The sequence below is a fragment of the Pontibacter locisalis genome, assembly GCF_042684605.1.
Classification (GTDB): Bacteria; Bacteroidota; Bacteroidia; order Cytophagales; family Hymenobacteraceae; genus Pontibacter; species Pontibacter locisalis.
Genome location: NZ_JBHULU010000022.1, coordinates 21,650 through 47,588 on the forward strand (window position 1 = coordinate 21,650; position 25,939 = coordinate 47,588).

The 25,939-nt window shown below is 48.8% G+C and carries 26 protein-coding genes; 16 read left to right on the forward strand and 10 right to left on the reverse strand.

Going from position 1 to position 25,939, the window contains the following annotated elements:
- Positions 1-7: 7 nt before the first annotated feature.
- Positions 8-508, reverse strand: a complete 501-nt coding sequence (locus ACFSRY_RS18140; protein ID WP_377511319.1) for a DUF6789 family protein — start codon at positions 506-508, stop codon at positions 8-10.
- Positions 509-775: 267 nt separating this feature from the next.
- Here ACFSRY_RS18140 and ACFSRY_RS18145 point away from each other — a divergent pair, with 267 nt between their 5' ends.
- From ACFSRY_RS18145 to ACFSRY_RS18175, 7 genes are all read left to right on the forward strand, one after another.
- Positions 776-1,318, forward strand: a complete 543-nt coding sequence (locus ACFSRY_RS18145) for a hypothetical protein (RefSeq protein WP_377511322.1) — start codon at positions 776-778, stop codon at positions 1,316-1,318.
- A gap of 153 nt (positions 1,319-1,471) precedes the next feature.
- Complete coding sequence (locus ACFSRY_RS18150) at positions 1,472-2,230, forward strand: DUF547 domain-containing protein (protein WP_377511325.1); 759 nt, start codon at positions 1,472-1,474, stop codon at positions 2,228-2,230.
- 2 nt (positions 2,231-2,232) lie between these two features.
- Entirely contained in the window at positions 2,233-2,928 is a 696-nt protein-coding gene (locus ACFSRY_RS18155; protein ID WP_377511328.1) for a TIGR04283 family arsenosugar biosynthesis glycosyltransferase, read from the forward strand.
- Positions 2,929-2,935: 7 nt separating this feature from the next.
- On the forward strand, positions 2,936-4,324 hold the full coding sequence (locus ACFSRY_RS18160) for an NAD(P)/FAD-dependent oxidoreductase (RefSeq protein WP_377511331.1): 1,389 nt from the start codon (positions 2,936-2,938) through the stop codon (positions 4,322-4,324).
- A gap of 9 nt (positions 4,325-4,333) precedes the next feature.
- Positions 4,334-5,878 (forward strand): 4Fe-4S binding protein, encoded by a 1,545-nt coding sequence (locus ACFSRY_RS18165; RefSeq protein WP_377511335.1) that lies wholly within the window; start codon positions 4,334-4,336, stop codon positions 5,876-5,878.
- Positions 5,878-7,344, forward strand: coding sequence for a cellulose synthase family protein (locus ACFSRY_RS18170; RefSeq protein WP_377511338.1), 1,467 nt, complete (start codon positions 5,878-5,880; stop codon positions 7,342-7,344). Before ACFSRY_RS18165 ends, ACFSRY_RS18170 begins: the two co-directional genes overlap by 1 nt.
- Positions 7,345-7,346: 2 nt before the next feature.
- Positions 7,347-7,712 (forward strand): hypothetical protein, encoded by a 366-nt coding sequence (locus tag ACFSRY_RS18175; RefSeq protein WP_377511341.1) that lies wholly within the window; start codon positions 7,347-7,349, stop codon positions 7,710-7,712.
- Between the two features lie 82 nt (positions 7,713-7,794).
- Here ACFSRY_RS18175 and ACFSRY_RS18180 read toward each other — a convergent pair whose 3' ends face one another.
- Complete coding sequence (locus ACFSRY_RS18180; RefSeq protein WP_377511344.1) at positions 7,795-8,475, reverse strand: Crp/Fnr family transcriptional regulator; 681 nt, start codon at positions 8,473-8,475, stop codon at positions 7,795-7,797.
- Positions 8,476-8,757: 282 nt separating this feature from the next.
- Here ACFSRY_RS18180 and ACFSRY_RS18185 point away from each other — a divergent pair, with 282 nt between their 5' ends.
- The 7 genes from ACFSRY_RS18185 (at position 8,758) to ACFSRY_RS18215 (ending at position 15,738) form a co-directional block, all read left to right on the forward strand.
- Positions 8,758-10,482 (forward strand): glycoside hydrolase family 15 protein, encoded by a 1,725-nt coding sequence (locus ACFSRY_RS18185; protein WP_377511347.1) that lies wholly within the window; start codon positions 8,758-8,760, stop codon positions 10,480-10,482.
- A gap of 69 nt (positions 10,483-10,551) precedes the next feature.
- A complete protein-coding gene (locus tag ACFSRY_RS18190; protein ID WP_377511350.1) occupies positions 10,552-11,241 on the forward strand; it encodes a Crp/Fnr family transcriptional regulator in 690 nt (229 codons plus the stop codon).
- A gap of 368 nt (positions 11,242-11,609) precedes the next feature.
- Positions 11,610-11,945 (forward strand): arsenosugar biosynthesis-associated peroxidase-like protein, encoded by a 336-nt coding sequence (locus ACFSRY_RS18195; RefSeq protein WP_377511354.1) that lies wholly within the window; start codon positions 11,610-11,612, stop codon positions 11,943-11,945.
- 15 nt (positions 11,946-11,960) lie between these two features.
- On the forward strand, positions 11,961-13,016 hold the full coding sequence (arsS, locus tag ACFSRY_RS18200; RefSeq protein WP_377511606.1) for an arsenosugar biosynthesis radical SAM (seleno)protein ArsS: 1,056 nt from the start codon (positions 11,961-11,963) through the stop codon (positions 13,014-13,016).
- 23 nt (positions 13,017-13,039) lie between these two features.
- Complete coding sequence (locus ACFSRY_RS18205; RefSeq protein ID WP_377511357.1) at positions 13,040-14,161, forward strand: inorganic phosphate transporter; 1,122 nt, start codon at positions 13,040-13,042, stop codon at positions 14,159-14,161.
- Between the two features lie 74 nt (positions 14,162-14,235).
- The gene (gene arsM, locus ACFSRY_RS18210; protein WP_377511360.1) at positions 14,236-15,207 is read left to right on the forward strand and encodes an arsenosugar biosynthesis arsenite methyltransferase ArsM; all 972 of its coding nucleotides are present in this window, start codon (positions 14,236-14,238) and stop codon (positions 15,205-15,207) included.
- A gap of 54 nt (positions 15,208-15,261) precedes the next feature.
- Positions 15,262-15,738: a vitamin K epoxide reductase family protein gene (locus ACFSRY_RS18215; protein ID WP_377511363.1), complete on the forward strand. Its 477-nt coding sequence runs from the start codon at positions 15,262-15,264 to the stop codon at positions 15,736-15,738.
- Positions 15,739-15,875: 137 nt separating this feature from the next.
- Here the strand turns inward: ACFSRY_RS18215 and egtD are convergent, their stop codons facing one another.
- Positions 15,876-16,886, reverse strand: coding sequence for an L-histidine N(alpha)-methyltransferase (gene egtD / locus ACFSRY_RS18220; protein ID WP_377511366.1), 1,011 nt, complete (start codon positions 16,884-16,886; stop codon positions 15,876-15,878).
- Between the two features lie 62 nt (positions 16,887-16,948).
- On the reverse strand, positions 16,949-17,683 hold the full coding sequence (locus ACFSRY_RS18225) for a flavodoxin family protein (protein ID WP_377511369.1): 735 nt from the start codon (positions 17,681-17,683) through the stop codon (positions 16,949-16,951).
- 311 nt (positions 17,684-17,994) lie between these two features.
- Between ACFSRY_RS18225 and ACFSRY_RS18230 the strand changes: the two genes are divergently transcribed.
- Positions 17,995-18,888 carry an alpha/beta fold hydrolase gene (locus tag ACFSRY_RS18230; RefSeq protein ID WP_377511372.1) on the forward strand — a complete coding sequence of 298 codons (894 nt, stop codon included), beginning with the start codon at positions 17,995-17,997 and terminating at the stop codon, positions 18,886-18,888.
- Position 18,889: 1 nt separating this feature from the next.
- Here the strand turns inward: ACFSRY_RS18230 and ACFSRY_RS18235 are convergent, their stop codons facing one another.
- Together ACFSRY_RS18235 and ACFSRY_RS18240 are read right to left on the reverse strand one after the other, a co-directional pair.
- Positions 18,890-19,360: a hypothetical protein gene (locus tag ACFSRY_RS18235; protein WP_377511375.1), complete on the reverse strand. Its 471-nt coding sequence runs from the start codon at positions 19,358-19,360 to the stop codon at positions 18,890-18,892.
- Complete coding sequence (locus tag ACFSRY_RS18240; RefSeq protein WP_377511378.1) at positions 19,350-21,197, reverse strand: glycoside hydrolase family 15 protein; 1,848 nt, start codon at positions 21,195-21,197, stop codon at positions 19,350-19,352. The genes ACFSRY_RS18235 and ACFSRY_RS18240 overlap by 11 nt, the downstream gene beginning before the upstream one ends.
- Before the next feature lie 167 nt (positions 21,198-21,364).
- Between ACFSRY_RS18240 and ACFSRY_RS18245 the strand changes: the two genes are divergently transcribed.
- Positions 21,365-22,336 carry a DUF3179 domain-containing protein gene (locus ACFSRY_RS18245; protein ID WP_377511381.1) on the forward strand — a complete coding sequence of 324 codons (972 nt, stop codon included), beginning with the start codon at positions 21,365-21,367 and terminating at the stop codon, positions 22,334-22,336.
- A 68-nt stretch (positions 22,337-22,404) separates the two neighbouring features.
- Here ACFSRY_RS18245 and ACFSRY_RS18250 read toward each other — a convergent pair whose 3' ends face one another.
- The 4 genes from ACFSRY_RS18250 to ACFSRY_RS18265 all read right to left on the reverse strand — a co-directional run bounded on the left by ACFSRY_RS18250 (position 22,405) and on the right by ACFSRY_RS18265 (position 25,665).
- A complete protein-coding gene (locus ACFSRY_RS18250; RefSeq protein WP_377511384.1) occupies positions 22,405-22,974 on the reverse strand; it encodes a peroxiredoxin family protein in 570 nt (189 codons plus the stop codon).
- Between the two features lie 49 nt (positions 22,975-23,023).
- Positions 23,024-23,695, reverse strand: coding sequence for a haloacid dehalogenase type II (locus ACFSRY_RS18255; RefSeq protein ID WP_377511387.1), 672 nt, complete (start codon positions 23,693-23,695; stop codon positions 23,024-23,026).
- Between the two features lie 134 nt (positions 23,696-23,829).
- Positions 23,830-24,744, reverse strand: coding sequence for a DUF302 domain-containing protein (locus tag ACFSRY_RS18260; protein ID WP_377511390.1), 915 nt, complete (start codon positions 24,742-24,744; stop codon positions 23,830-23,832).
- A gap of 228 nt (positions 24,745-24,972) precedes the next feature.
- Complete coding sequence (locus ACFSRY_RS18265; RefSeq protein WP_377511393.1) at positions 24,973-25,665, reverse strand: hypothetical protein; 693 nt, start codon at positions 25,663-25,665, stop codon at positions 24,973-24,975.
- Positions 25,666-25,939: the final 274 nt, after the last annotated feature.

Genomic DNA, 25,939 nt, shown 5'->3' on the forward strand with positions numbered 1-25,939 from the left:
TGATTGCTTATGATTTATGTAGATGGACGCTTGTATTTCTGAAAGTACTGGCCTTTTGAAGTCGCTCCTTTGCGAATAGAGCCACGATGATACCAAAGATAATGTGACCCACCAGACTTATGAGCAACAGGGGCAGTCTATGCACTCCAGAAGGTGTCATGTCTCCTATCAATGTCTCTAGAATCAGCGTTACCGCTTGTGCACAGGCAAACACGATTACACCAAATATTATCCCTTTCAGGTACCTACTGGAAATTTCTTTATAAATACGTTCGCTTAGTTTTACCTCTAGTTTTAGAAACAGAAGTGCATAGGCTAAGGCGAAAATGACTCCCATTCCAAAATGAATCAACCACCCAACCAGAAGCGGCACGTTCATCACCTTTGCCAGCATGATGGGCGGGCTCGCGTGTGGAAGTCCCGCTAAAGGTGCCAGCAGCATAGCTAAGGTCATGAACGCTGTACCTGCGATACCTCCTATAAAAGCATGTTTAATTACTTGTCTCATCGGTGGGGCTAAATGGAGGCTAATAATTTCATTGTATAGTTGTGCATGTAAATATCTTAGCCATACTTGTAACTACGATTTGCTCTGCCTGTTAGCCACTTTTTTTCTGCTCTGTTTTCTGTCAATCTGCTCTTATTGCTAAAGTAACGCGCTCACAAATGCACTTTTGTCGGTTGTGCGACAATGGCTGAACTTCTGGCTTACTTCCTTTACAGTTAATATAAAGGCTGTTACAGTTACAGCGGTCACCGTTTATGGTAAGGAAAAATGAGGATCAGCATAATCGTGCCGCTAAGCGGCGAGAAAGAGGATACAGGTGAAGCATGCCGATACTTACAGTACTATGCCACTTACCAAACTGTGAAAGAAATTATTTTTATCAGCACAAAAGACCAGTGCTCCAAGCTGGCAGTTCTTGATAAAGAGCCTAAAGTAAAGACGCTGAGGTTCGCAGGCGCTTCGAAGGCGGCTTGTCTGGAGGCAGGGGCTTTTGAGGCTACCGGTGACATACTCCTCTTCTTAAACCCGGGCACTTTCCCCAGGCCTCATTTTGATCAGCTGATTCTGGAAAGCTTACAGAACAATAACAAAGCAGGTGTATTTGCACAGGTTGCCACAGATTCGGTCTGGAATAAAATCATGGCTAAGCTTCCCTTACGTTGTGCGCTGTGCTTTATGCGTGTAAACAATTTTTTCACCACCAGGCATCTTTTTCATCTGAAGAGCAGGCAACTCTCCAGACACTATTCCGACACGTTTAAACAGGTGTTTCACAGGTATGCCATTTCTTTTAAAGCGACTTTAATCTGATCTGCAAGTGCACGAATGGGCGATTACTCTCTAAACTTGACGAAAAGCAATACCTGCCAAGTAGTTGCCCAATAGCAATATTGCTTAACTGTCGGACGCGCGACAGTATATTATTTATAGTTAAGCGATCTTTGGTAAACAGCATCAGAAAACATGAGACTACTACTTATCATTATCCTTTCAGTTTTTGCCAGGAGTTGCCAGGGAGCATCCACGCTTGGTGCTGAGGGTACCCAACCACCTTCGCACCAGGTCTGGAATGAATTGCTGCAACAGCATGTAAGCAAAACCGGTGAAGTAGATTACAAAGGTTTTATTAAGGATAAGGCAAAATTGCAACGATACCTGGACACGATCAGCAACAACCCGCCAGATAAGAAGAAGTGGTCGGAAGCCGAGCAACTTGCCTACTGGATCAATGCTTACAACGCCTATACTGTTAAACTGATTATAGATAACTACCCCCTGCAAAGTATACAGGACCTGCACCCGACCTTGAAAGTGCCAGGCGTGAACACCGTGTGGCACAAGAGATTTTTCAAAATAGGTGGCAAGGAAGCTAGCCTGGACGAGATTGAACATAAAATCCTGCGCAAGCAGTTTAACGAACCGAGAATACATTTTGCCATCAACTGTGCCTCATTTTCGTGCCCACCCTTGCGAAATGAGGCCTTTGTGGCAAGCAAGCTGGATAAGCAACTCGACGAGATGGCCCGTGCATTTATCAATGACCCCAAACGGAACAAGCTTACTCCTGACAGGGTAGCGGTATCGCAGATATTCAACTGGTTTAAGGGCGACTTTACGAAAAACGGCAGTTTGATAGACTATCTCAACAAGTACAGCCGCACGAAGATCAAACCAAACGCGGAAGTTGATTATATGAAATACGACTGGAGTTTGAACGAATAGCCATGCGCAGGATCAGCGTCATCATACCGGTTTTTAACGACAGAAAGGCGCTACAGCAACTGCTGGAGCACCTTGAATTGGCTTTCGACAGAGAGTTAATGGAGGTTGTTTTAGTGGATGGAGGCAGCACTGATGGCGTGGATGCCATAATTCCCGCTGAAGTAAAGCTGCTGCGAACTAAAAAGGCTAGCCGGGCGGTGCAGCTGAACGCAGGAGCCCGGGCAGCAACCGGGGACGTACTATACTTTCTGCATGCAGATTGCCTGCCCCCGCTGACGCTTGTAGATGATATTAACAAGGCTATTGACGCAGGGCATCTGGTAGGGTGCTACAGGCTAAAGCTTACGCCCGGAAGCTTGCTATTAGACATCAATTCTTTCCTCTCCAGGTTCAGGACAATGTTTAGCGGTGGTGGTGATCAGTCACTGTACCTGCCGAAAGAGATATTTGAGGAAATAGGTGGTTATAACGAAGACTACTGCGTGATGGAGGATTTTGAATTGGTGCACCGCCTGATGCCCCTGTACGGATACCGCATCCTCCCGAAAAATATCTATGCCTCGTCCAGGAAGTACAGGCAGAACAGTTTTCTCAGAGTAAATCTGGCCAATTACCTTTCCTTTAAGCTCTATAGAAAGAAGGTGCAACCACGAGTGATCCGGGAAAATTATTACGCGATGCTAAAGCAAGTTAAATAACAGACAAATGAAGGAGGGAAAGCCCATAGGAGCGTTCTGTATCAGGTCAAAAACACGACGTGTGGTGATCATCGGCAACGGCATCTCGGGCGTTACCTGCGCCCGTCATCTCCGCAAGCGCGACAGTTCTTCCCATATCACGATAGTTTCCGGCGAAACCAAACACTTCTTCTCCCGCACCGCCCTGATGTACGTCTACATGGGGCATATGAAGTACGAGAACATCAAGCCCTACGAAGACTGGTTCTGGCAGAAAAACAGGCTGGAGCTGGTGCAGGATTGGGTGACACATATAGACTTCGATAAAAAGGAGCTGCAAATGAAAGGGCAGCCACTGCTGAAGTATGATATTCTGGTGCTGGCGCTGGGCTCCAAATCCAACATGTTCGGTTGGCCTGGGCAGGAGTTGAAGGGCGTGCAGGGGCTGTACAGCTATCAGGACCTACAAAGTATGGAGATTAATACCAAAGGCTGCCAGCGTGCCGTAGTGGTTGGTGGAGGCCTTATTGGCATTGAGATGGCCGAAATGCTGTGCAGCAGGCATATACCTGTAACGCTGCTGGTACGGGAGCAGGAGTTCTGGGGTAACATACTGCCCCTGGAGGAAGCCAGGCTGGTGGGCCACCACATACGCGAGCACCACATCGACCTGCGGCTGGGAGAAGAACTGGACCGCATCCTGGATGATGGGAATAGAAGCGTAAAAGCAGTAGTAACCAAAGCCGGAGAAGAGATTCCCTGCCAGTTCGTGGGCCTGACGGTAGGCGTCAGCCCGAATATTGACCTGGTGCGCGACACGCAGCTGGAGGTAAACAAAGGTGTTCTTGTAGATGAGTTCTTTGCTACCAACATCCCCAACGTGTTTGCCATCGGCGACTGTGTGGAGTATCGCACGCCGCCCCCGCTGCGCCGGCCTGTGGAGCAGGTGTGGTACACGGGCCGCATGCACGGCGAGACGCTGGCCCACAACCTGGCCCACGAGCCGGTGCCCTACAAGCCGGGGCCATGGTTCAACTCAGCCAAGTTCCTCGACATCGAATACCAGACCTACGGGCAGGTTCCCAGCAAGTGGGAGGAGCCCGTGACATCGTTTTACTGGGAACACGCAGATGGCAGGAAGTGCCTGCGCCTGTTATTTGATAAACAAACGCGGAAGCTGCAGGGGGTAAATGCCTTCGGTATGCGGCTGCGACATGATTTTTTTGATGCATGCTTACGCCAGAATGGTACTGTAGAAGAAGTGATGGAGCAGCTGCACCAAGCCAACTTTGACCCGGAGTTCTACGACAGGCATTATGCGGAAATCCTGCAGAAGTTCAACCGGCAGTTCGGCACTAACCTGCAGTCACCTGAAAAGAAAAAAAAGAAGGGCCTGCTGGCGCTGTTCGGACTATAAAGCATGGGTATGAGAATGATTCAGAAAATAGGTTTAGGGATGTTTCTGGTGGCGCTGCTCGTCTTCAACGGGCTGCTCTTCCTGGGGGACTTCCAGCTGACGGAGCAGAAGCTGAAGCAGGTAACCAGCGAGCAGAGCTTTGAGATACTGCGGCAGGAGCTGCAGCCCATGCTGGGAAAGACCTATGGCAGCAGCTTTTCCTTCGCCAGCGCCTTTAACCGGCACTTCGATGCCTATAACCAGCGGCAGCAGGAGAACGAGCAGTGGGACCGCGTGATCTGGGACGATTACACGTTTGCCGCCACCAAGGCTGCCAGCGAGGGTTTCGTTGCAAACAACAGGCTGCTGCTGTTGCTGCTCACTATTGGGCTGGGTACGCTCGGTGCGTTCCTGAATATCCTGCCAAAGTATAGAGAAGAGCCGGCGGGCATCAAGCACAACGGCGTGATGTTCTCCTCCAACAAGTCGCGGGGTATCATCGGCATTACGCTGGGCGTGTACCTGATCGGCATCTACGTGCTGCTGTACTGGTTCCCGGCTTACATCGTGAACTGGACGCTGCTGGTCGACCCGCTCAGCCAGTTGCTCTCCGGCGGCCCGGCAAGCCAGTGGTTTCTGTACGGCACCATTTATACCCTGGCCATCCTGGTGATGGGCGTGCGGATGTTCCGCAAGTACAGGGGCAACAACTACCAGCTGCTGCGCACCTCTTCGGTGATGTTCTTTCAGCTGAGCTTTGCTTTCCTGATCCCGGAGATCCTGGTGCTGCTCAACAAGCCCTGGCACGATTTCAAGAACATCTGGCCACTGGACTACACGTTCTTCTACGACTACCGCGTGGACAGCATGCTGAGCAGCGGCGGCATCGGCCTTTTCATGTTCGTGTGGGGAATCCTGCTGATCATCCTGGGGGTGCCGCTATTGACGTATTTTTACGGCAAGCGCTGGTACTGCAGCTGGGTGTGCGGCTGCGGCGGACTGGCAGAGACGGCCGGTGACCCGTATCGACACCTTTCCGATAAATCATTGAAGGCCTGGCGCATCGAGCGCTGGATGGTGCACGGCGTGCTGGTGTTTGCTGTGGTAATGACCGGCGTGACAATTGCCAATTACTTCTCCGGTTTCGCGATGCTGGGGCAGTGGACTAATACGCTGCATGAGTGGTATGGCTTTCTAATCGGGGCTGCCTTTGCCGGCGTGGTGGGGGTGGGCTTTTACCCGCTGATGGGTAACCGCGTATGGTGTCGGTTTGGCTGTCCGCTGGCGGCTTATCTAGGCATTGTGCAGCGTTTCAAGTCGCGCTTCCGCATTACCACCAACGGCGGGCAATGCATCTCCTGCGGCAACTGCTCTACCTACTGTGAGATGGGTATTGATGTGCGCTGGTACGCGCAGCGCGGTCAGAACATAGTGCGCGCCTCCTGCGTGGGGTGCGGGGTATGTGCTTCTGTCTGCCCACGGGGTGTGCTGAAGCTGGAGAACGGTCCGGAGCAGGGGCGCATTACCGATATACCCGTGCTGACTGGAAATGAGTCTATTAATGTATTGAGTTAATGAGTTTGCTACTGCTTTTGTTTGTTTTGGTTTATGGGATGGCCATGCTGTTTATACTTTTCTACAGCGTGGCCCAGGCGCACCTGCTCTATCGTTTCCGACTGTTCCTCAAGCGAGGCCATGGCGCTACGCCTCCTGCGCCTGACGTTTGGCCCATGGTCACGGTGCAGCTACCGGTGTATAACGAGCGGTATGTAGTGGAGCGCCTGATAGGTGCCGTGGCCACCCTGGATTATCCCGCTGACAAGCTGGAAGTGCAGCTTCTGGATGATAGCGATGATGAGACAACACAACTGATCCAGGCAAAAATACAGCAGTATCCCCGCCTAAACCTGCAGCACATCCGGCGCCCGGACCGCAGTGGCTATAAGGCGGGTGCCCTAAAGCATGGGCTGGACCTGGTGAAGGGGGAATACATTGCCATTTTTGATGCCGACTTTACACCTAAGCCGCATTTCCTCAAGCGCACGGTGCCATACTTTGCCGACGAGAGCGTGGGCATGGTGCAGACCCGATGGACGCACCTAAACAGAGAATACTCACTGCTGACGCGGCTGCAGGCCTTTGCTCTGGACGCGCACTTCTACGTGGAGCAGGTGGGACGAAACAGCCTGAGCGCCTACATCAACTTCAACGGCACCGGGGGCATCTGGCGGAAGGAAACCATACTGGATGCAGGCAACTGGCAGGACGACACACTGACCGAAGACCTGGACCTGAGCTACCGGGCGCAGATCAAAGGCTGGAAATTCAAGTATCTGCCGGAGGTAGAGTCGCCGGCTGAGCTGCCCCCGGTGATGAGCGCGCTCAAGTCGCAGCAATTCCGCTGGACCAAGGGCGGGGCTGAGTCGGCTGTGAAACACCTGGGCACGGTGGTGCATTCTGATGCACCATTAAAGGTGAAATACCATGCGCTGGCCCACCTGCTCAACAGCGCCGTGTTCGTGGCCGTTCTGCTGGCCTCGCTGGCGAGCATTCCACTGCTGTGGGCCCGGGTGAACAACCAACTGCCAGAAGAGATATTTACTATTGGCGCGGCCACACTGCTAAGCTTCCTGGTTATCAGCCTAGTGTATTTTCAGGCTTTCAGCCGGGAGAAGGCTTCCTTCTCAGACCGTGCGGGCTTTCTGCTATACTTTCCGCTGTTCCTGTCGCTGTCGATGGGGCTGGCGCTGCACAACGCCGTTGCCGTTTGGGAGGGCTGGACGGGCCGTAAATCACCATTTATCCGAACACCCAAGTTCAACCTGGAGGCGCCGCAACATAGGTGGCAGGAGAATCTGTACCTGAACCTCCGCATGCCCTTTACTACCTATGCGGAAGGCTTGCTGGGACTGTTGTTCCTGGCTGTTGCCGTATGGAGTGTGGTGAAGGGGGAGTATGGCTTACTCATTTTCCACAGTATGCTGGCGATAGGTTATCTGCTGGTGTTCTATTACTCTTTTCAGTCTTATAAAAAAACATAAAAATGGAGCAGAAGCTGATTTTCGTTTACAACTCAGAGACAGGTTTGTTTAATAAGCTGACTGATTTCGCGCATAAGATTGTTTCTCCTGAAACCTATGCCTGCAGCCTTTGCGCGTTGACGTACGGCAAATTTACCGTGCAGAAGGCGTGGAGTGAATATATAAAGCAGTTGCCAATGCCGGTGGAGTTTATATATAGAAATGAATGGCGGTTTGCGCCCGTTCGTGACACTTATCCGCTGGTAGCTCTGCAGACCGGTGAAAACCGCATTGAGGTGCTTCTGGAGGCAGAGGAGCTGAACCGGATGAAATCACTGGACCAGCTCAAGAGCAGGCTGGATGAGGCATTACAGAAAGCATGCTGCTAACGCGACATATTAAGTGACTGGAATTAACAAAACAGCACCATGTTTGAACCATTAAGGAAGGAACCGCAACTGTAATAACCTGCTATAGTTCGCTATATTTTCTAACGAAAATGCGACTGCGGTCATAACTGATGATACCGTGCTTCTCCAAGTCATTTAACACGGTGGTAACCGTTTGCCGGCTGGTGGCGGAAAGCTTGGCAATGTCTTCGTGGGTGAGACGCATTTTAACAACACGTTCTTCCGGGTTATTGATGATTTGGCGACCATGCTCCTCGGCCAGCTCTTTCAACAGGTAACGTACGCGCTGCTCAGCGGTTTTAAAAATCAGGCTCTCCAGCCTTGATTGTATTTTCTTTAACCGAAACCCGATGAATTTAGTCACCTGCAGGTTAAATTTAGGGTTCATCTCCATCATACGCTGAAAATCGGCAATACTTACCGAGCAGATGACGGCATCTTCTGTGGCCTCGGCTATCTCTTCGCGTTTTGACTGTCCTGTAATGGAAAGCTCTCCAAAAATCTCCCCCGGGCCAAGTATGGCCAGTATCATTTCCTTACCTGCTTCCGATATGCGTGAGATCTTTACTTTGCCTTGTTTTAATAGAAATACAGTATCAGAAGTGTCTTCCGGAAAATAGATCACCTGGTTTCTGGGTGCGTTTCGCATGACTGCCATTTTATCCAGCGCCTGCATTTCCTGTTTTGTAAGGATGTGCAGCATGCTAAAGTTCTCCAGGTGCCATAGTTTCGTTTGAGCCATACTTTTTATTTTATGCTTTTGGTTACTGCTTCTTCGCTAATTAGGTATTAAAGTAATACGAAAAATATGAGATGTACGTGCCTAAGCTTCGTGTTCACAACCTCAATTGGCTTTTTGTCGCTGCAACGACATTTGCAGTTCTACTAATTGACGTAATTAGTAGAACTATGCAGTATTGTGGTAACCCTTTGCTTAAGCTATAGCCTGCACAGTTTGAAGGGAGGTTAAGTCTAGAAGTATGGTTTAAAGCAAAAATAAGTTTAGAAAAATCGCTATAGGGTAATGAAAACGCAGCATATAAACATTCAGGATCTGGCCATGATCGGTGACAGGCGTACCTGTGCCTTGTTAGATAAAAGTGGAAACATTGTGTGGTACTGTCCTAAGCGCTTTGACAGCCCCTCTTACTTTGCTGCCTTACTGGATGCTGAAGCTGGAGGCTCATGGTCTTTGGAGGTGGAAGGGATTGAGCTCGAAAAAAGAAACTACCTGGAGGACAGCGCTGTGTTACAAACTTATCTTACACATAAGAGTGGTAGCCTTTTGCTGGAGGACTGGATGCCTTTGGATGCCAGCTTTTATGGTATTTGCCGCGAACTTTCTGCCTCTCCGGTCTCCTACACAACAAGAATAGCTTACAGGCCAAATTATAACAGGCGGAAACCAGAACTGGAAGTATTAGGCGAAAGGCATGTATCCCTGGAGTTTGATTTTCATGTGCATGCCTCACACCCAATGGAAATAGTGGATGACATCATTATCTGCCATGTTCCTGCAGGCGAAAAAGCTTGGTTTATACTGGCAGAAAAATACCTGGACCGGCCGCTAGAACTGATGGAAGAGGCAAGGGAGCTGACCTTGAAAAACTGGAGAAAAGTTTCCCAGCGGATAACATACAAAGGACCATATGAAGAGCAGGTTCGTAATTCGCTGCGATTGCTGCGCCTACTTACGTATGCACAGAATGGCGGCATTATTGCAGCAGCTACGACGTCCTTACCCGAGGTTCCGGGTGGTGAGCGAAACTATGATTACCGCTATGTGTGGCTTCGTGATGCGGCCATGATTGTAAGCGCCCTGGCACGGGCAGGAAGCGACGGCGAAGAAGAACGCAAGTTCTTGAGCTTTATGTGCTCGGCCATGCACCGCATACCTAAACCCGTCGTGCCCATGCTTACCCTCGATGAGCAACCTGCCGGAACGCAGCAGGAACTGGATTTTAAAGGCTACAAAAACAGCAAGCCTGTGCAGTACGGCAACGGAGCCAGCAACCAGCTGCAGCTAGATGCAAATAGTAATGTGATCATCGCAGCCAAAGTGATCTACAATCGGTACGACACCCGCGAGCATTGGGATACGGTAGAACAAATGGCTGAATTTTTGGTGGATAACTGGGAGAAGCCTGACCATGGTATTTGGGAGGAAACACAGAAGCATCAGTATACTTCTAGTAAGGTAGTGGCCTCTATTAGCCTGCATTATATATCCGAGCACTCGCAGGATGAAGCACAGAAAAAACGTTGGCAGGATACATCTAAAGAGATCAGAAAGTATATTGACGAGAATTGTATTACATCTGACGGTGCATACGCGGTTTATGCCGGAAGCGAGGATGTAGACGTGACGGCGGCCCTTTTTCCTGTGTGGGGTTTTATAGAGGCAGATACGCCGCAGATGCTTAAAACCATAGAACGTTTGGAAAAGGAGTATTGCCAACAAAACCTGTACCGTCGCCATCTTGTTGACTATGACTCCCGCAAAGAAGGCGCCTTTCTGGCCGGCACCTGCTGGGTAGCCCAGTACTGGGTGATGCGGCAGGATAAGGAGAAGTTTGAGCAGATCATCGGGGCGGTACTGAATTTTATGAACGACGCTGGCATAATGCCTGAGGAAGGAGACCCGGAAACAGGGGAGTGGTTGGGTAACGTGCCGCAGGCTTTTGTACATGCCTCTCTCATAGGTGCTATAATCGATTATAAAAATGAGTTCTATAAAAGCGGGAGCTAATATTTATAGTATAAGCTAATCTAAAATTTTGACAATTTTTGTACTTTTGATAAGTATAAACCTGCACCTATGGCTATCGCTACTAAAACTGTTCAGTGGTATTTGGAGAATTTCAGCTTTTTCGATGTTCTGACTAAAGAAGACAGAATGAAGCTAGGGAAGCTTGCGCTTATGGAGAGGTTACCTGAAGGGCAGGTTATTTATACTTCCGGACAGACAGCGGATAGCTTATACCTGGTAAAAGAGGGGAAAGTGAGAATTTTGCAACGCTCTGATAGTGGCAAAGAGATCATACTGGCTGTACTCGGGCCGGGAGAGGTTTTCGGAGAGCTTTCAGTAGCTGGCAAAGAAATTCGTGAAGAAATAGCTGTAGTTGGAGAGGAAGCACTAATATGCAGGTTTGAGATAGACGCGTTTGGGAAAGTGGTAGAAGATAATCCTGCTTTGCTTTTACAGATCACGAAGACGATTGGGCAGCGGTTAGAAAAATTACAGCGTCACTTGGAGCGCCTGATGTTCAGAACAGCAGAGGAGCGTGTGAGGGACTTCATACGGGACCTGGTTTTTGAACACGGTTATGTTGTGGGCAACAATCCGAATGAAATGGCTGTGCATGTGCAACTAACACATGACGAGATAGGAAAGATGACTGCTACAAGCCGCCAAACTGTTACAACCGTTCTAAGTAACCTTGAAAAATCTGAAATTATAACCTACAACAGGCACCGTATCTACATTAAATGTCTGAACAAACTCTAATTCTGTAGAATACTGGATTCATAGCTATACTTTAACAATCCAATAACAAACAGCAGTGAAGTAGGCTTAGTACGTTCATACTGCGGTACAGCCTGTGGTAATTCCAGACTACTGCGCTCTGACGCTTCCTACCCTTTTTCTTAGACAAACCTGACCTGAGCATTTTAATCTTCAGCGCAGACAATCCCTATCTATTGTCCTTTTTCACTATTTGTCAGTACCACGACAATAAGTGACTAAATAGCATTATACCTTTAAGTTAGGTTATAAAGCTTCATGCTATCGCAACTGAGCTGTATACCATCGAAAAACTGTAGGCTTGCTTTGCTCGCTATAGGGTAGTATAGAAAATACATAACACCGCACAAATGGAACATACCTATTACAATCCCGCCGACCTTAAAAAGTTTGGAGGTATAACTGAGCTTCAGCCGAAGCTGGGTCGCAAGTTCTTCGATTACTATGGAGAGGTTTTTAAAGAAGGCGCTTTGACAGAACGTGAAAAAGCCCTGATCGCCCTGGCTGTGTCTCATGCCGTGCAATGCCCTTACTGCATTGATGCCTATACTACAGATTGCTTGCAGAAAGGTGCAGACGAGAACCAGATGATGGAAGCCGTGCATGTAGCCGCTGCCATTAAAGGTGGTGCAGCTTTGGTGCACGGTGTGCAGATGATGAACAAATTAAAGGAACTGACCATGTAACCTATACCTCGGATGATAAAATCATTGAAAAGACAAGCGCACGAACTGGCAGATCCGCTCATGCAGCTAACTGTGCTGCAACAACCCTCCTTGCACGGGAGCCAGTTTCAGGCCTTTGCTGAAAAACTTGATGAATACGGACTTTACCCACTAACTTCTACAGGGACTACTATTCTGCAAATTAACGTTGGCAAAATGTGTAACCAGACCTGCAAACACTGCCACGTAGACGCAGGGCCGGACCGTAAAGAGATCATGACGCGCGAGACGATGCAGCTTTGCCTGGATGCCATAAAGCAGTCGCCGAATATCGGAACTGTAGACCTGACAGGCGGTGCTCCAGAGATGAACCCGGACTTCCGGTGGTTTGTAGAAGAGCTCTCGAAGCTGGGGCGGCAGGTGATCGTGCGTTGCAACCTTACGATTATACTTGCCAACAAAAAGTACCACGATCTGCCGGAGTTCTTTAAGGAGCATGGCGTTCATGTTATTTCTTCTTTGCCATACTTCCAGGCATCCCGTACCGATGCACAGCGCGGCGATGGCGTGTTCGAGAAATCAATAAAAGCACTACAGATGCTCAATGATGTTGGCTATGGAAAGGAGGACACAGGTTTGCTACTGGATCTGGTATTTAATCCATCGGGTGCCTTCCTGCCAAGCGGGCAGAAGTCGCTTGAGGCAGAGTTCAAACGCCGGCTTAAGAGTGGGTACGACATCGATTTTAACAGCCTTTTCTGTATCACGAATTTGCCCGTGAGCCGCTACCTCGATTACCTGATACGAAGTGGTAACTACGAGAACTATATACAGAAACTGATAGACGCTTTTAATCCGGTAGCTGCCGCTGGCGTAATGTGCCGAAACACCATCTCGGTAGGCTGGGACGGCTACCTCTACGACTGCGACTTTAACCAGATGCTGGAACTGAAAGTGGAGGAGGGTATGCCCCGCCACATCCGCGAATTTGACGCCGAGCCGCTGGACAAGCGACACATTGTACTCAACCAACATTGCTACGGCTGCACAGCAGGTGCCGGTTCAAGTTGTGGCGGTGAGACCGTTAAATAAGTATAGACCTGTAACAGTTAGCGATGCTCATACTTCTTTTTATAGCCGCCTGCTTCTTAGCCTACAGCAACGGAGCCAATGATAACTTTAAGGGAGTAGCCACGCTGTTTGGCAGCGGTACCACCAATTACAAAAGTGCCATTACCTGGGCTACTGTAACCACTTTAATGGGATCGCTGGCTGCCATTTTCCTTGCTGGTGTGCTGGTAAAGAATTTCTCAGGGAAAGGTTTGGTGCCAGATTCCTTACTGACAGGACCCGAATTTGCCATTTCTGTTGCCCTGGGAGCTGCTCTGGCAGTGCTTATCGCCACAAAAATAGGCATGCCCATCTCCACGACACACGGTTTGGTGGGGGCCTTGTTTGGTTCGGGCGTTGTTGCCTTAGGTTCTTCCTTCAACTTTGCTAAACTAGGCAGTACGTTTCTTGTTCCGCTGCTGGTGAGTCCGCTGATAGCGGCTGTCTTAAGTCTTTTGTTATACTTTGTCTTTAACAGGCTCCGCAGCAGGCTGGGTTTTACAAAGGAAACCTGCGTATGTGTTGGAAAGGAATATGTTCCTGTTAGCGCTCTGGCTGCAAACGGAAGTATGTTGCAAACCATAGCCGTTTTACAACCCACTTCCCTGAAAATAGGCAAGCAGCAGCATTGCCAGCAGGTGTACCAGGGGCATTTTTTAGGAATAGGCATGCAAAGGGTGCTGGACAGCGCCCATTTCCTGAGTGCCGGCGTTGTGAGTTTTGCCCGCGGCCTGAATGACACGCCTAAGATAGCGGGATTGCTGCTGGTGGCGCAGGCGCTTAAGCTGGAATGGGGGATAGGTGCTATCGCTGTAGCCATTGCGCTGGGCGGCCTGCTGAATGCACGAAAAGTTGCGCTGACCATGAGCAAAAAAATAACCCGCATGAACCACGGGCAAGGCTTTACAGCCAACCTGATCACCGGCCTTTTAGTAACAACAGCAAGTATACACGGTATGCCTGTTTCCACAACGCATGTCTCGGTAGGCTCTATTTTTGGAATTGGTACGGTAACCGGTAGGGCGAATTACCGGGTGGTGTCTAATATTTTGCTGTCTTGGCTTCTTACCTTGCCGGTGGCGGCAGTTTGCGCCGGTATTACCTATTGGCTGATAAACCTGATATAGTATAGTCCTAAACCTTTACCCAAGTGAAGAGTTTTAAATCAACCTATTCAAATAATATAAACACATGTACATAGATGAGTAACTATTTAGAAGCAGCAAAACTAGTTTACGAAGAAGCTGCCAACACCCCACAGAAAGGACTTTGCTGCACCACTACGCCGGTTTGGCAATTACCCGAGCTTACTGTTCCGTCTAAGATGCTGGAGATGAACTATGGCTGTGGCTCCACGGTAAACCCGCGGGACCTGAGCAACAACCCAAACGTGCTGTATGTAGGCGTTGGAGGCGGCATGGAGTTGCTGCAGTTCTCCTACTTCTGCCGCAGACCCGGTGCTGTAGTAGGTGTTGACCCTGTGGAGCGGATGCTGGAGGTGTGTGAAGAGAACCTGCAGGAAGCGGAAAAACAAAATAGCTGGTTTAACAAAGACTTTGTTGAATTGCGAAACGGGGATGCACTAGAACTTCCTGTTGCAAGCGAGAGCATAGATGTTGCTGCGCAAAACTGCCTGTTCAATATTTTTAAGGAAGAAGAACTGGAATTGGCTCTTGCTGAGATGTACCGGGTACTGAAGCCGCACGGCCGGCTGGTGCTGTCGGATCCTACTAGTGAGGATTACATGAGCGAAAGCCTGCGGAACGATGACAGGCTACGTGCCCTGTGCCTGAGCGGTGCCTTGCCTTTGCAGCAGTATATCGACATGATCACCAGGGTAGGATTCGGTACTGTGGAGGTGCGTGCCAGAAGACCTTACCGCGTGCTGGCCCCGGGGCAGTACGATACGGATAAGCTGGTGTTTATCGAAAGCGTGGAAATCTGCGCCATCAAAGACCCGATGCCGGCTGATGGCCCATGTGTATTCACAGGCAAGCACGCTATCTACTTTGGAGCAGAAGATTACTTTGACGACGGCAAAGGACACACACTGCTACAAAACCAGCCGCTCGCCGTTTGCGATAAGACAGCCAAGGCCTTAGGCAGCCTGAGCAGAGAAGACATTTACATCACCGATTCTACCTGGTTCTACGACGGTGGCGGGTGTTGCTGATACCAAACCCGCTGCAGCCACTCGTAGAGTAAACTGAACAAATAAGATAATACTATGAAAATGACTACTATTGATAAAATACGCGCTGATAAAAGTGATAGTACAGAGCACCGTCGCGATATAGCGGCCTTAGCTGCGGGAGGACTAGCTGACTTCAGCCTTATTTCTCTGCTGCAGATGGGCTATTTTAAAAAACTTCCGGATCCGCCCGGAAAAGTGTTTGATACCGTTAAAGTGAACACGTCGAAGGATGCGGTGATCTTGGGCATACCGGATGGCGTGATCAGTCTGGGGGCTTATGCGGCCACGATGTTCCTGGCGATGGCAAGTTCCCGTTTCAAAAAGCGCTCACGCCTGCTGGACCTGGCTTTGAGTGGCATTGTACTTGGGCAGGCAGTAGGCGCTGCGCAATATTTGTATAAGATGGCTTTTGTGCAGAAAAAAGTTTGCGTGTACTGTGTGACAGGGGCAGTTATTAATTTTGCCTCTCTTAAGCCGGCTTATAACCTGATCAAAGGAAATCATTCCTGAATTTAAAAGAAACCATAGCTGGTGTATTGTTTCTAGAGGAGCGGTGTTAGTATTTAGCACGGCTTCTTTAGTTTATAGACACTATCAGCGTTATTTATTCTAGCGCCTTAATTTACGCTTTAACGGGTTTTTAGAAGCTATACTGCATGGAAGATAACGTCAGCAAAACATCCCTCTTTGTCCTGGAATATTGTTTCCAACGTAAAGCCACTTGCTTCTACCATAGCCTGGATCTGCGGCAGCGTATACTTATAAGAACTCTCGGTATGAATGGCTTCCCAAGCATTGAAGTGAAATGATCTTCCTGTTGCCTGAATGTACACATCCTGCTCCTGCTTACTTACCAGGTAGCTTCGCATCACACCTTCCTGCGGGTTATAAATTGGATAGTGGATAAAGCCATTTACATCAAAATTGCCACCAAGCTCCCTGTTGATACGGTGCAGCAGGTTCAGGTTAAAGGCTGCTGTTACGCCGGCGAAATCGTTGTAGGCGCGTAATATCGTATCAGGATCTTTACGCAGGTCAATACCCATCAGCAGGCTATCTCCCGGCTCCAGGTGCGACCTTATCTTACGCAGGAAACCCAGACTTTCTTCGTGCTCAAAGTTGCCGATGTTGGACCCCAGGAACAGGATAACTTTTCGGCCAGACTTATTTTGCTGCAGCCACTCCAGCGAATCATTGTAATCACCAACTACAGCCTGATGGTTGAGCCCCGGTATTTCCTTTTCCAAACTGCTGCTCAGCTGTTGCATAGCGTCCTCAGAAATGTCTACAGGCAGATATTCAAATGCAGCCCGGCGTTCCTGAAGCTCCTTTAAAAGAATCTTTGTTTTCAAGGCATCACCGGCACCCAAGTCTATAAGATGGAAGAACCCCTCGCTTGCCAGATGGGCTGCGATGGCGGATTTGTTTTCTGTAATCACCTCGTACTCGCAGCGGGTAGGGTAATACTCTGGCAACTCCATAATCTGCTGGAAGAGCGCACTGCCCGGCCCGTCGTAGAAATAACGAGATGATAGTTTTTTGGGTGTATGACTTAAACCAGCCGTCACGTGATTGGCGAAGTCTGTCAGATCCTTATTGCCGTTTTCTTTTCGGGTAAGGTTGATCAGGGGATCCAATGTTGTTGTTTTTAACTCCATATAATAGTTCCTGTGAATCCTGATGACATGTTATTTGTATAGAATCGGTAAGTATATGCCGGTTATCTATACTCCGGGTTCGGGTGATCAAAGCGGCAGCCTGATTCCCATAAGGAGCGTTGGTTGCCGTGCACCGGTATTCCCTTGCTTTCTTTTAAGATGCGCGCCAGGTGCATGAGGTTCCAGGCCATAAAGGTGGTGTTGCGTTGGGTAAAATCGTTGTCAAGCCCAATTCCATCGTCACCGTAGGAGGGGCCTGGGCCTGCTTCGCCGATCCAGCCGGCATCTGCCTGGGGCGGTATAACGCAGCCGAGGTGCTGCATGGAATACAGGATATTCATGGAGCAGTGCTTAATGCCGTCTTCGTTGCCTGTAATAATGCAGCCTGCCACCTTTCCGTAGTAAATGTACTGGCCCTGCTCGTTCAGTTGGCCCGACTGCCCGTAAAGCCGCTCTATCACTTTGGTGCACTCTGAGGATTTATCACCTAACCAGATTGGAGAGCCAATTACGAGAATATCTGCAGCCTGCACTTTTTTCCACAATTCAGGCCATTGATCTTCTTCCCATCCCTGCTCCTTCATATCAGGATACACACCGGGGGCAATTTTATAGTCTACCGGTCGGATTACTTCAGTGCTTACCCCGTTTTTTTCCATAACAGCCACAGCAACATCTATCAGCGTTCTGGTGTGCGACTTTTCAGGAGACCTTTTCAAGGTGCAGTTCAGGAACAAAGCCTTTAGGTTGCTAAAGTCCCATTGGCTGGTGGTGCATTCTTTATCTTGATTTGCCATAAAGTTTCTGATTTGATAGAATACGAGTTGCGGACACGCGAACTAAAAGCGCAGCACTTACTTTTAAACAGCGTACTCATCTTGCATGATAACACACTTACTGCACAAGCTAACCTACAGTTATACAGAGTATCTTTTTGTCTGCCCCACGACAAAAGCGCATAATGATTAGCTTAGAAATACTGTAATAACCTGTTTTATGAGTAGTAGCGGCGGGTACAAGTAGATGTTGCTATCTAGAGGATAAAAAAGTTCTCACCTGCCAGAAACTGTTCCGTAAGTATGAATTGATACATCTAATTGAACAGACTATGAGCGGTAAAAGAACAGTGGAGCAGGTAATAGAACAGCATCAAGCTGCAGGTAAGTTTATACAAGTAGACGGCATCAGGACCTTTGTGCGGGATGAGGGCGAAGGGGAGGTGGTGTTCTGTATCCACGGGGTTCCTTCCTCATCTTACCTGTACCGCAAGGTGATACATGCGCTGGCTGCTAAAGGTATGCGCGGTGTTTCCATTGATCTGCCCGGCCTTGGTTTATCAGACAGACCAGAGGATTTTGAGTACACCTTCCACAACTTTGCGCGCTTCTGTGCCCGTGCAGCCGAAGTGATGGGCATCGAAAAGTACCACCTGCTTATACATGACATTGGCGGTCCGGTAGGCTTTGCGATGGCCGCAGAGAATAAAGAGAAGGTGCTCTCACTCACCATCCTGAACACCTGGATAGAAGTAGACAAGTTCCAAAAGCCCCTGCCAATGCGTCCGTTTGAAAAGCCGCTGCTGGGAGAGGCAGAGTTAATGACTATTCAACATCCCACCTGGTATCTGCTTTTCTCGCAGCTAGGTGTGAATCATGCCGATGATTTGCCCAAAGAGGAAGTATACGCCTATGTGGACCTGCTTAAGCGCGACGATGGGGGCAAAGCTTTTCTGAAGATTATGCGGAATTTCCAGAAGTCGGAAGAGTTTAAGCAGCTGTGCTATCAGGCTGTGCAGAATGTGGACTATCCGATACAAGCCATCTGGGGAGCCGACGACCCGGCGCTGGATTATGAGCACTTTGGTAATGAGATTAAGCGGGCGGCAAATCTAAGCACTGTCCATAAGCTCGACTCCAGACATTTCCTGCAGGAGGAAAAGCCGGAGGAGATTGCGCAGCTAGTGGTGCAGCTAGCAGGAAGCCGGAGAGGTGAAAACAGGTAACTTAAGTATAAAACAGACCTAAAACGCCACCATAGACTAAATGCCCGATCAGCGTGGCCAAAGGTGTTCCTTTCCCGTAGTTTAGGGCAAAGAAGCCTGGCGGCTCTAACTGTTTTGTGGGCGTAGGACCTTGATAAGGCTGAGCCATCCGGGGGTGAAACGCACTGACGATTTGTAAACCTACTGACAGCACAAAGGCCGCGTGCACAAAACCGATTGCGAGGCCAAACCACCATGTGTGTAAGCCGGAGCTTTCAAATGCCAAGCCATAGATAAAGGCAAATATCCACCCCATCATAAGGTGTATCATAAATCCAAACCAGGGGGCTTTGTTCCGGTTCGAAGTAAACATGGTGCCTAGCATGAAAGGAATGTCCATTCGGGTAAGGCCGAAATGCTTCGAAGCGGCCATTAAAGTGGTTAGAATCAGGGTGGCCGCAAACCCCCAGAGTAGCAGGTTATCAATGTTCATGGTTTTTGTCTCCTTTCTCCAAAGCTTTATTGATTGTAAGAGCGGCATTGATAAGACCAATGTGGGAGAAGCCCTGTGGGTAGTTGCCTAACAGTTGGTTTGTATCTGGATCTACTTCCTCTGAAAGCAGGCCAGCCGGACTGGCATGATCAATCATTGTTTCAAACACCTTGACTGCTTCTTCCAACTTTCCACACGCTACCAGATTCTCGACAAGCCAAAAACTGCACACACCAAATGTGCCTTCTGACCCGTTAAGCCCGTCGTTGGTGTTCAGGTAACGGTACACCATGTTATTCTTTGTAAGCTTTTCCAAGATTAAACTGACAGTAGACATCATTCTGGGTGATGAAGCTTTGCAGTAACCTACGAGAGGAAGCGTAAGCAGGCTGGCATCTAAAGAGTTACCGTTGAATTCACGGGTATAGGAGTTCAATATGCTGTTGTATCCATCCTTTTCAACTGCCTCTTTAATACGGGATGCTATGTCTTTAAACTTTTCTCGGGGCACATCTTTCCAATTATGCTTTTCGCTAAGTTTGATAAGGCGATCCAAGCCGACCCAGGCCAGAACTTTAGAGTGGGTATGATGAACAATATCAGAGCGTACTTCCCAGATTCCGTTATCCGGTTGGTCCCATATTTTACATAGTATACCACCTAAACCAATAAGGAATTTCCTGGTCTCGCGATCAAGGTTATTTCCTGAGGAGTAGTAAGCATACACCCCATCAAGCACCTCCCCGTACACGTCTAGCTGTAGCTGGCTGTCAGCTCCGTTACCCACACGAACAGGTTTAGAGTTCTGGTATCCATCTAACCAGTCAAGCTGCTTTTCTTCTAGGGAGGAGTGCCCGAAAACTGAATAGACAACCTGGAGCTTTGGCCTGGTAAGTTGGGTGGCGTGAAGCATCCAGCTGACATAGGCGCGCGCCTCTTCTTCAAATCCCAGGTTTAATAATGCCCGGATTGTAAAGGAGGCATCCCGTAACCAGCAGTATCGGTAGTCCCAGTTTCTTACGCCTCCTATTTCTTCGGGTAGCGAGGTGGTAGGGGCAGCAACAATGGCTCCTGAAGGGGCATGCGTCAAAAGCTTCAGCACCAGGGCGCTCCGTTTCACCTGATCCTTGTAGACGCCTGAGTAATGACAGCTGGCTATCCATTTATGCCAGAAGGAGACGGTACCCTGTAGCCGCTTGGGGGTAGTTAGCCTTAATTCAGGAATAATGGCTGGATTTTGGCTGGAATTGCTAAAGGAAAATATCACCTGTTCTCCTGGCTGCACCTGGAACTCTGCTGTTGCCTTGCTTTTGTCTTTGTTTAAGGTGATCTGGGTAGGGTCGAGTGTGCTAATGAGAACATAGGTGTTTTCTTTCCATGAAAAAGAGAGTCCCAGCTTCTTCAGGTCATTCAGCTTAGGAGTGTTCTTACCATAATAAGGCCTGGGAGTATATTCCATTTTCATCCGCACAGTACCTGTAATGCCTTCTATTACGCGTAGTATTTCATGATCGGGGAAGAGTGTCTTCTCTTTTTCACGCTCCTCCATGGCGGTGAATGTATCGGTCAGCCGTACTCTGCCGTCATCGTTTTCAAAAACAGTCTCCACAACATTGGTGTCAGGTAGATAGTTTTGGCTGGAGGTGTAGGGGGATTCAGGACTTAAAGCAAAGCAGCCGCCCTTCACCCGGTCTAAAAGAGCTGCAAAAATGCTGGGCGAGTCAAATTCAGGGAGGCAGCACCAGTCAATGGAGCCTTTGTTGCTTAATAAGGCTGCTGCGCGTGAATTACCTATCAATACGTAGTCTGAAATCTTAGGCTCCATTACTACTGCCATACTTTACTTCTTCAGTATAAGTTTATTCTTTCTGATTGCCAGTTACTTGATATGTTCAATTTAAACCGGCTCCGCAAGACTATTGTTCGGGAGGCGGGAAAAAGCGTATATAAATGTAGTAGAAAGAGCTTACATAAGGCTGAATCTGCAACAATAGAAGGTTTGCTATGCGCTATTTAGTTTTATCAGTTTTGGTTTTGCTGCTTACCGGATGTAATGCACAGAACAACGCACAGAATAAGGTGAAAAATGATTCCCAGGAAGTCAGGGTACTGAATGGGTTTGAGATCATAGATCCGACGGTGCTCATAGGTGAAATTTATGAGGGAACCCCCAACCGGGACAACATTCCGGCAATCTCGAATCCTGAATATGTGACTGCTGCAAATGCTGATTTCATGAACCCTTCGGATGAGGTGATTGGCATCAGCATAAATCAGGATGTAAAGGCATACCCGATCAAGATACTCACCTGGCATGAAATCGTGAACGATGTGGTGGGCGGAAAGCCCGTTGTTATTAGTTACTGTCCCCTTTGCAACAGCGCCTATGTTTTTTCGAGGGAGATAAACGACAGTCTTTTAACCTTTGGTGTAAGCGGCCTTTTATATAATAGCAATGTGGTGATGTATGATCACCAGACAGAATCGTTGTGGTCGCAGGTGAAGGCAGAGGCTATTAGCGGTAAAATGAAAGGAGCTGAGCTGCCGCAGGTGGCGGCAACCTCTACTACCTGGGAAGGGTGGCTTTCGCAACATCCTGATACGGAAGTACTGTCTACGAACACAGGCTATAACCGGGACTATAATAGAAGCCCGTACGGGGACTATACCGGAAGCAAGGAGATCATGTTCCCGGTGCAGGAAACCAGCGACAGGTATCACCCAAAGACACTTGTGGCTGGTATAGAAATAGATGGTGCCTATAAAGCTTATCCTTTTCCAGAACTACGCAAAGCCGCGTCTGATACTGTAAAAGATACTTATAAAGGGCAAGAGCTTAGCATCAGGTTTGATGAGAAAGCCAATAGCGTGACTGTTAAACAGGAGAACGGGGAGAAAGTGATAGTAAACCAAATGTATTGGTTTGCCTGGTATGCTTTTCATCCTGAAACTGCGGTTTTTGAAGCGAATAAATAGCCGGGTGATCTAAACACTCCTATTCCCGGAAGCTCCAGTCAGCAGTAGTAGACAAACTGGCCACAGGCTTATTTTTTCTTGTAAGGCAGGAAATACTCCTTTTCACCGTTTTCCCACTTTTCCCGCAGTCCACGTGTGTTCAAGTCCCAGTCGGGGCGGTGCTTTTGAGAAATGGCACGGAAGTCCTGGCGCATTTCCTCAGGCGTGGGGCGGCCCCAGTACCAGTAGCCGTTGTATACTTTATACACTACCAGACCGGGCTCCAGCAGAATGGTGTGTGGGATCATTGGGTTATGAATGGGATCTGTGTACTCTTCAATCTCCAAATCCTGCTGTATCGTCCGCTCTTCGTCTGAAAGGAATGGCCAGTGTGCCCCGAGCCTGTTCCGCCACTCCTTCGATTGGAGCACAGAATCGGTGCTGATGGTGACAAAGCGGGTATAGCCCACCTTCAGCTCCGGCTGCATTTCGGCCATCCAAATATGCTGCAGGTGCTCTTTTGGGCAGTAGCCGCCACGGGCCAGCACCAGTGCCATCGGGTCCTTGCCCTGCAGGTCACTTAGCTTCTTCCTATGCCCGGTATGGTCGGGCAGTTCATAATCAGGGAATTTGGCTCCTGCCACAATGTCTGATCGCATGAGGATATTTTTATCTTTATTTCACTTAAGAGTATGCTAACCTTACTTTTTATAAGGCTGTAAGTTTCTCGGTAATAGGGGTGAGCATCTTTTCGTTAAACTGTGGTCTCGTAGCAAGCGGATAAAGCACCTGTCCCTCGCGGTTAATAAACGCTGCCTGCAAACCGGCTTGTAAGGCACCTGTTATGTCCCAGCCGTGTGCTGCGATCAACATGGCTTCACCGGGTTTCACACCTGCTTTTTGGAGTGCGTACTGATAGGTGTCCGGGTGCGGTTTATACTTGCGGGTGCTTTCAATGCTCATCAGCTCATCAAAGTATCCGGTAAGTCCGGCAGACTTCATCTGCTGTGTTACCACTTCGTGTGTGGAGTTGGTGAGCGTGATCATCCGGTAACCGGCATCTTTCAGCTTTTCCAGTCCTGGTTTCACGTCCGGGTGGGGCGGCAGGCTTTTGATCATACTTAAGAGCTCCTGCACTTTACTGTCGGGTATACTTCTGCTGAGCTTTTCCTGCGTCATCTGCATGGCTGCTTTCCCAATGGTGCCGAAGTCGTGGTAGTTGCTTGTGACAGTATCTACAAGGGAGTACTGCAGCATGAAGGCAAACCATTGGCTGAAAGCGAACTCGTGGTCCAAAGCCTTGTTGATGCTTTCTTTCATGCTGCTCAGGTCGAGCAGCGTTTCGTTCACGTCGAATATCAGGAGCTTTGGCTTTTGCATGGATGTAGTGTTTAGGATTTAATCTGTAGTTGTAGCCGGGGACATACCAGTTACGGCGAAAGCCACGAAGGCTCCTGCGCCAACAGCCGCCATGTTTCGGAGGAATGTTCTTCTCTTCTTTTCCATATACCGTCTTACTTTGTGGCGGCCGTGGCAAGGCTGCCAAGAGCATCGGCTATTTTCCTGAGCACATCGTCCTGTCCGTCGATGCCATGCCTCTCAGCTAGGTAATAAGGGTCGTTGTATGCGACTCTCACAGTGCCGCTATTGTCCTGGTACACCAGCATTTTCTGCGGCAGGTCTATGCCGACTGTCTGGGCTGCCTGCATCAGCGGTGTGCCTAGGTTGGGATTGCCGAAAACGATGAGCTTTGTCGGGTTAAGTTCCAGCCCTACTGATTTAGCGTTCTGTTGATGGTCCAGTTCTGCCATTATCTTAATGTTGGCGTTACCCTCAATAGCTTTCGAGAGCTTTTCGTAGGTGTCCGTAAAAGAGTTTGTGCTTTCCTTACTTACAACTCCTTCGTTCAAAGAAACAGAGTTGGCATCCGGGTTAACCACCTGGCTATTGGTGGCATTCTTTACCAAACCGGACAGGGCGTTCTCAATTTTAGGGAGTGTGGAGACGGTATCCAGGCCATGCCTGCTGGCAAGGTACTGAACGGAGTTAAAGGCTGCGTACGTTTCGCCTGCTTCGTCTTCATAAACCAGTATCTTCTGGGGTAGGTCGAGGCCCGCCTGCTGATTGGCCTGCATGAGCGGGGTTCCCAGCTTAGGATTGCCAAACAGCACCACCCGTGTAGGATTCAGATCCATACCCGCCTTGCTGGCGTTTTGTTGATGATTTACCTGGGCTACTATGCTTATTGCATTGTTATCCTCCAGAGCCGAAACAAGGTTGCTGTAGATAGCCTCTACTTTTTGCTGGTTTCCTGCTGCGTAAGCTAGGCCTTTTGCTTTGTAGCCATCCTGCATGGCCGTAGGCTCTGCTACAGATGCCTGCTTTTCAGGCTTGCTGGTGCATTGCATCAGCACTAGAGAAAAAAACAAAAGCAATAATGCTGAAATATTTGTGTATTGGGAGCGTGTCATATTGATTGTCATGTGTATCAATTGTTAGGTACTGGCTTGCCTCTTAAAGGTTAGCTTTGGCATGTTTTGGTGAATCATATACTCCAGTCTGCAAAGAATAAGCGAAATCAACAAAGGCCTGTAGAACTTCTGCTCTACAGGCCTTTGTCTGCTGGATACCTCATCTACGTGACAGTTTACTGTCATTTATTTGTCCTGCTTCAGCTGTTTTACCTTAGACATGTCCATTACGGTTTTGTCGGTAAAGCCTACGTTTTGCGTAGGTGGACTGAACTGCAGGCTCTGCATGTAGGCAGGCGCTTGTCCTTCCAGCATCTGCATGATCGCGTCTGCGTAAAACTGACGCGCTTCATCTACCGTGCGCTTGTCCTTTATAATGTCATCAGCCAGATTAAGCGCGAGGATGTTGGCTCCTTCTTTGTCGCAGCGTGCAGAAAGCTCCCCTTTTGTGCGTTCGGCAATCACACTACCGTCATACATGGCAAGCTCGTCGAACTTGTCGGCCGGCACCTGGTAATTAACGAACTGCTCCAGCACATCCTTGTGCGGCATCGGGAAGTCGTGTTGTACTTCCTCTTTGTAGACTATTGTGCGTTTGAAGGGCCCCGTGTCATGCCACACCAGCATGTGAGGCGTTATACCGTGTGGCTGCCCATACTTTTCCATCGTGTTGTTGGCGGCCATTTTTGCCGTTTCAGGCCAGTCCTTAACCATAGCTCTGGCGTCCTGGTTTTGGTTTGCCTGAGTAGTTTGCATGGGCTCAGTTGCCATTGCAGTGGTTTCTGTTGTGCTAGCAGTGGTGGAGGTTCCGTTAGTACAGGCCATTATAATAGCCGTACCGGTTATCCCTGCTAAAAGAATGTTCATTAGTTTTTTCATAGCTAGTGTAGTTTATGGCCCATAAGTATATTTTCTTTAACGCTATTGATCTGTTTCCATACCCTTATAATTTACGCTCTGGTTATGCTGTTGTTGTTTAAGTGGTGGAGTTAAATTTTTAAGAGTGGTTGTGAATATGCCTTAATTCTGGGTTCAGCGCTTTGACTACACTATTGCCGCTGTGAACGGTGAAATAATGTGCAAACATAAATTTTACGTTTTGTCGCGCAGAAGACAAATTCTCTGACTATTTACAGGAGTTTGTTATGGAGCA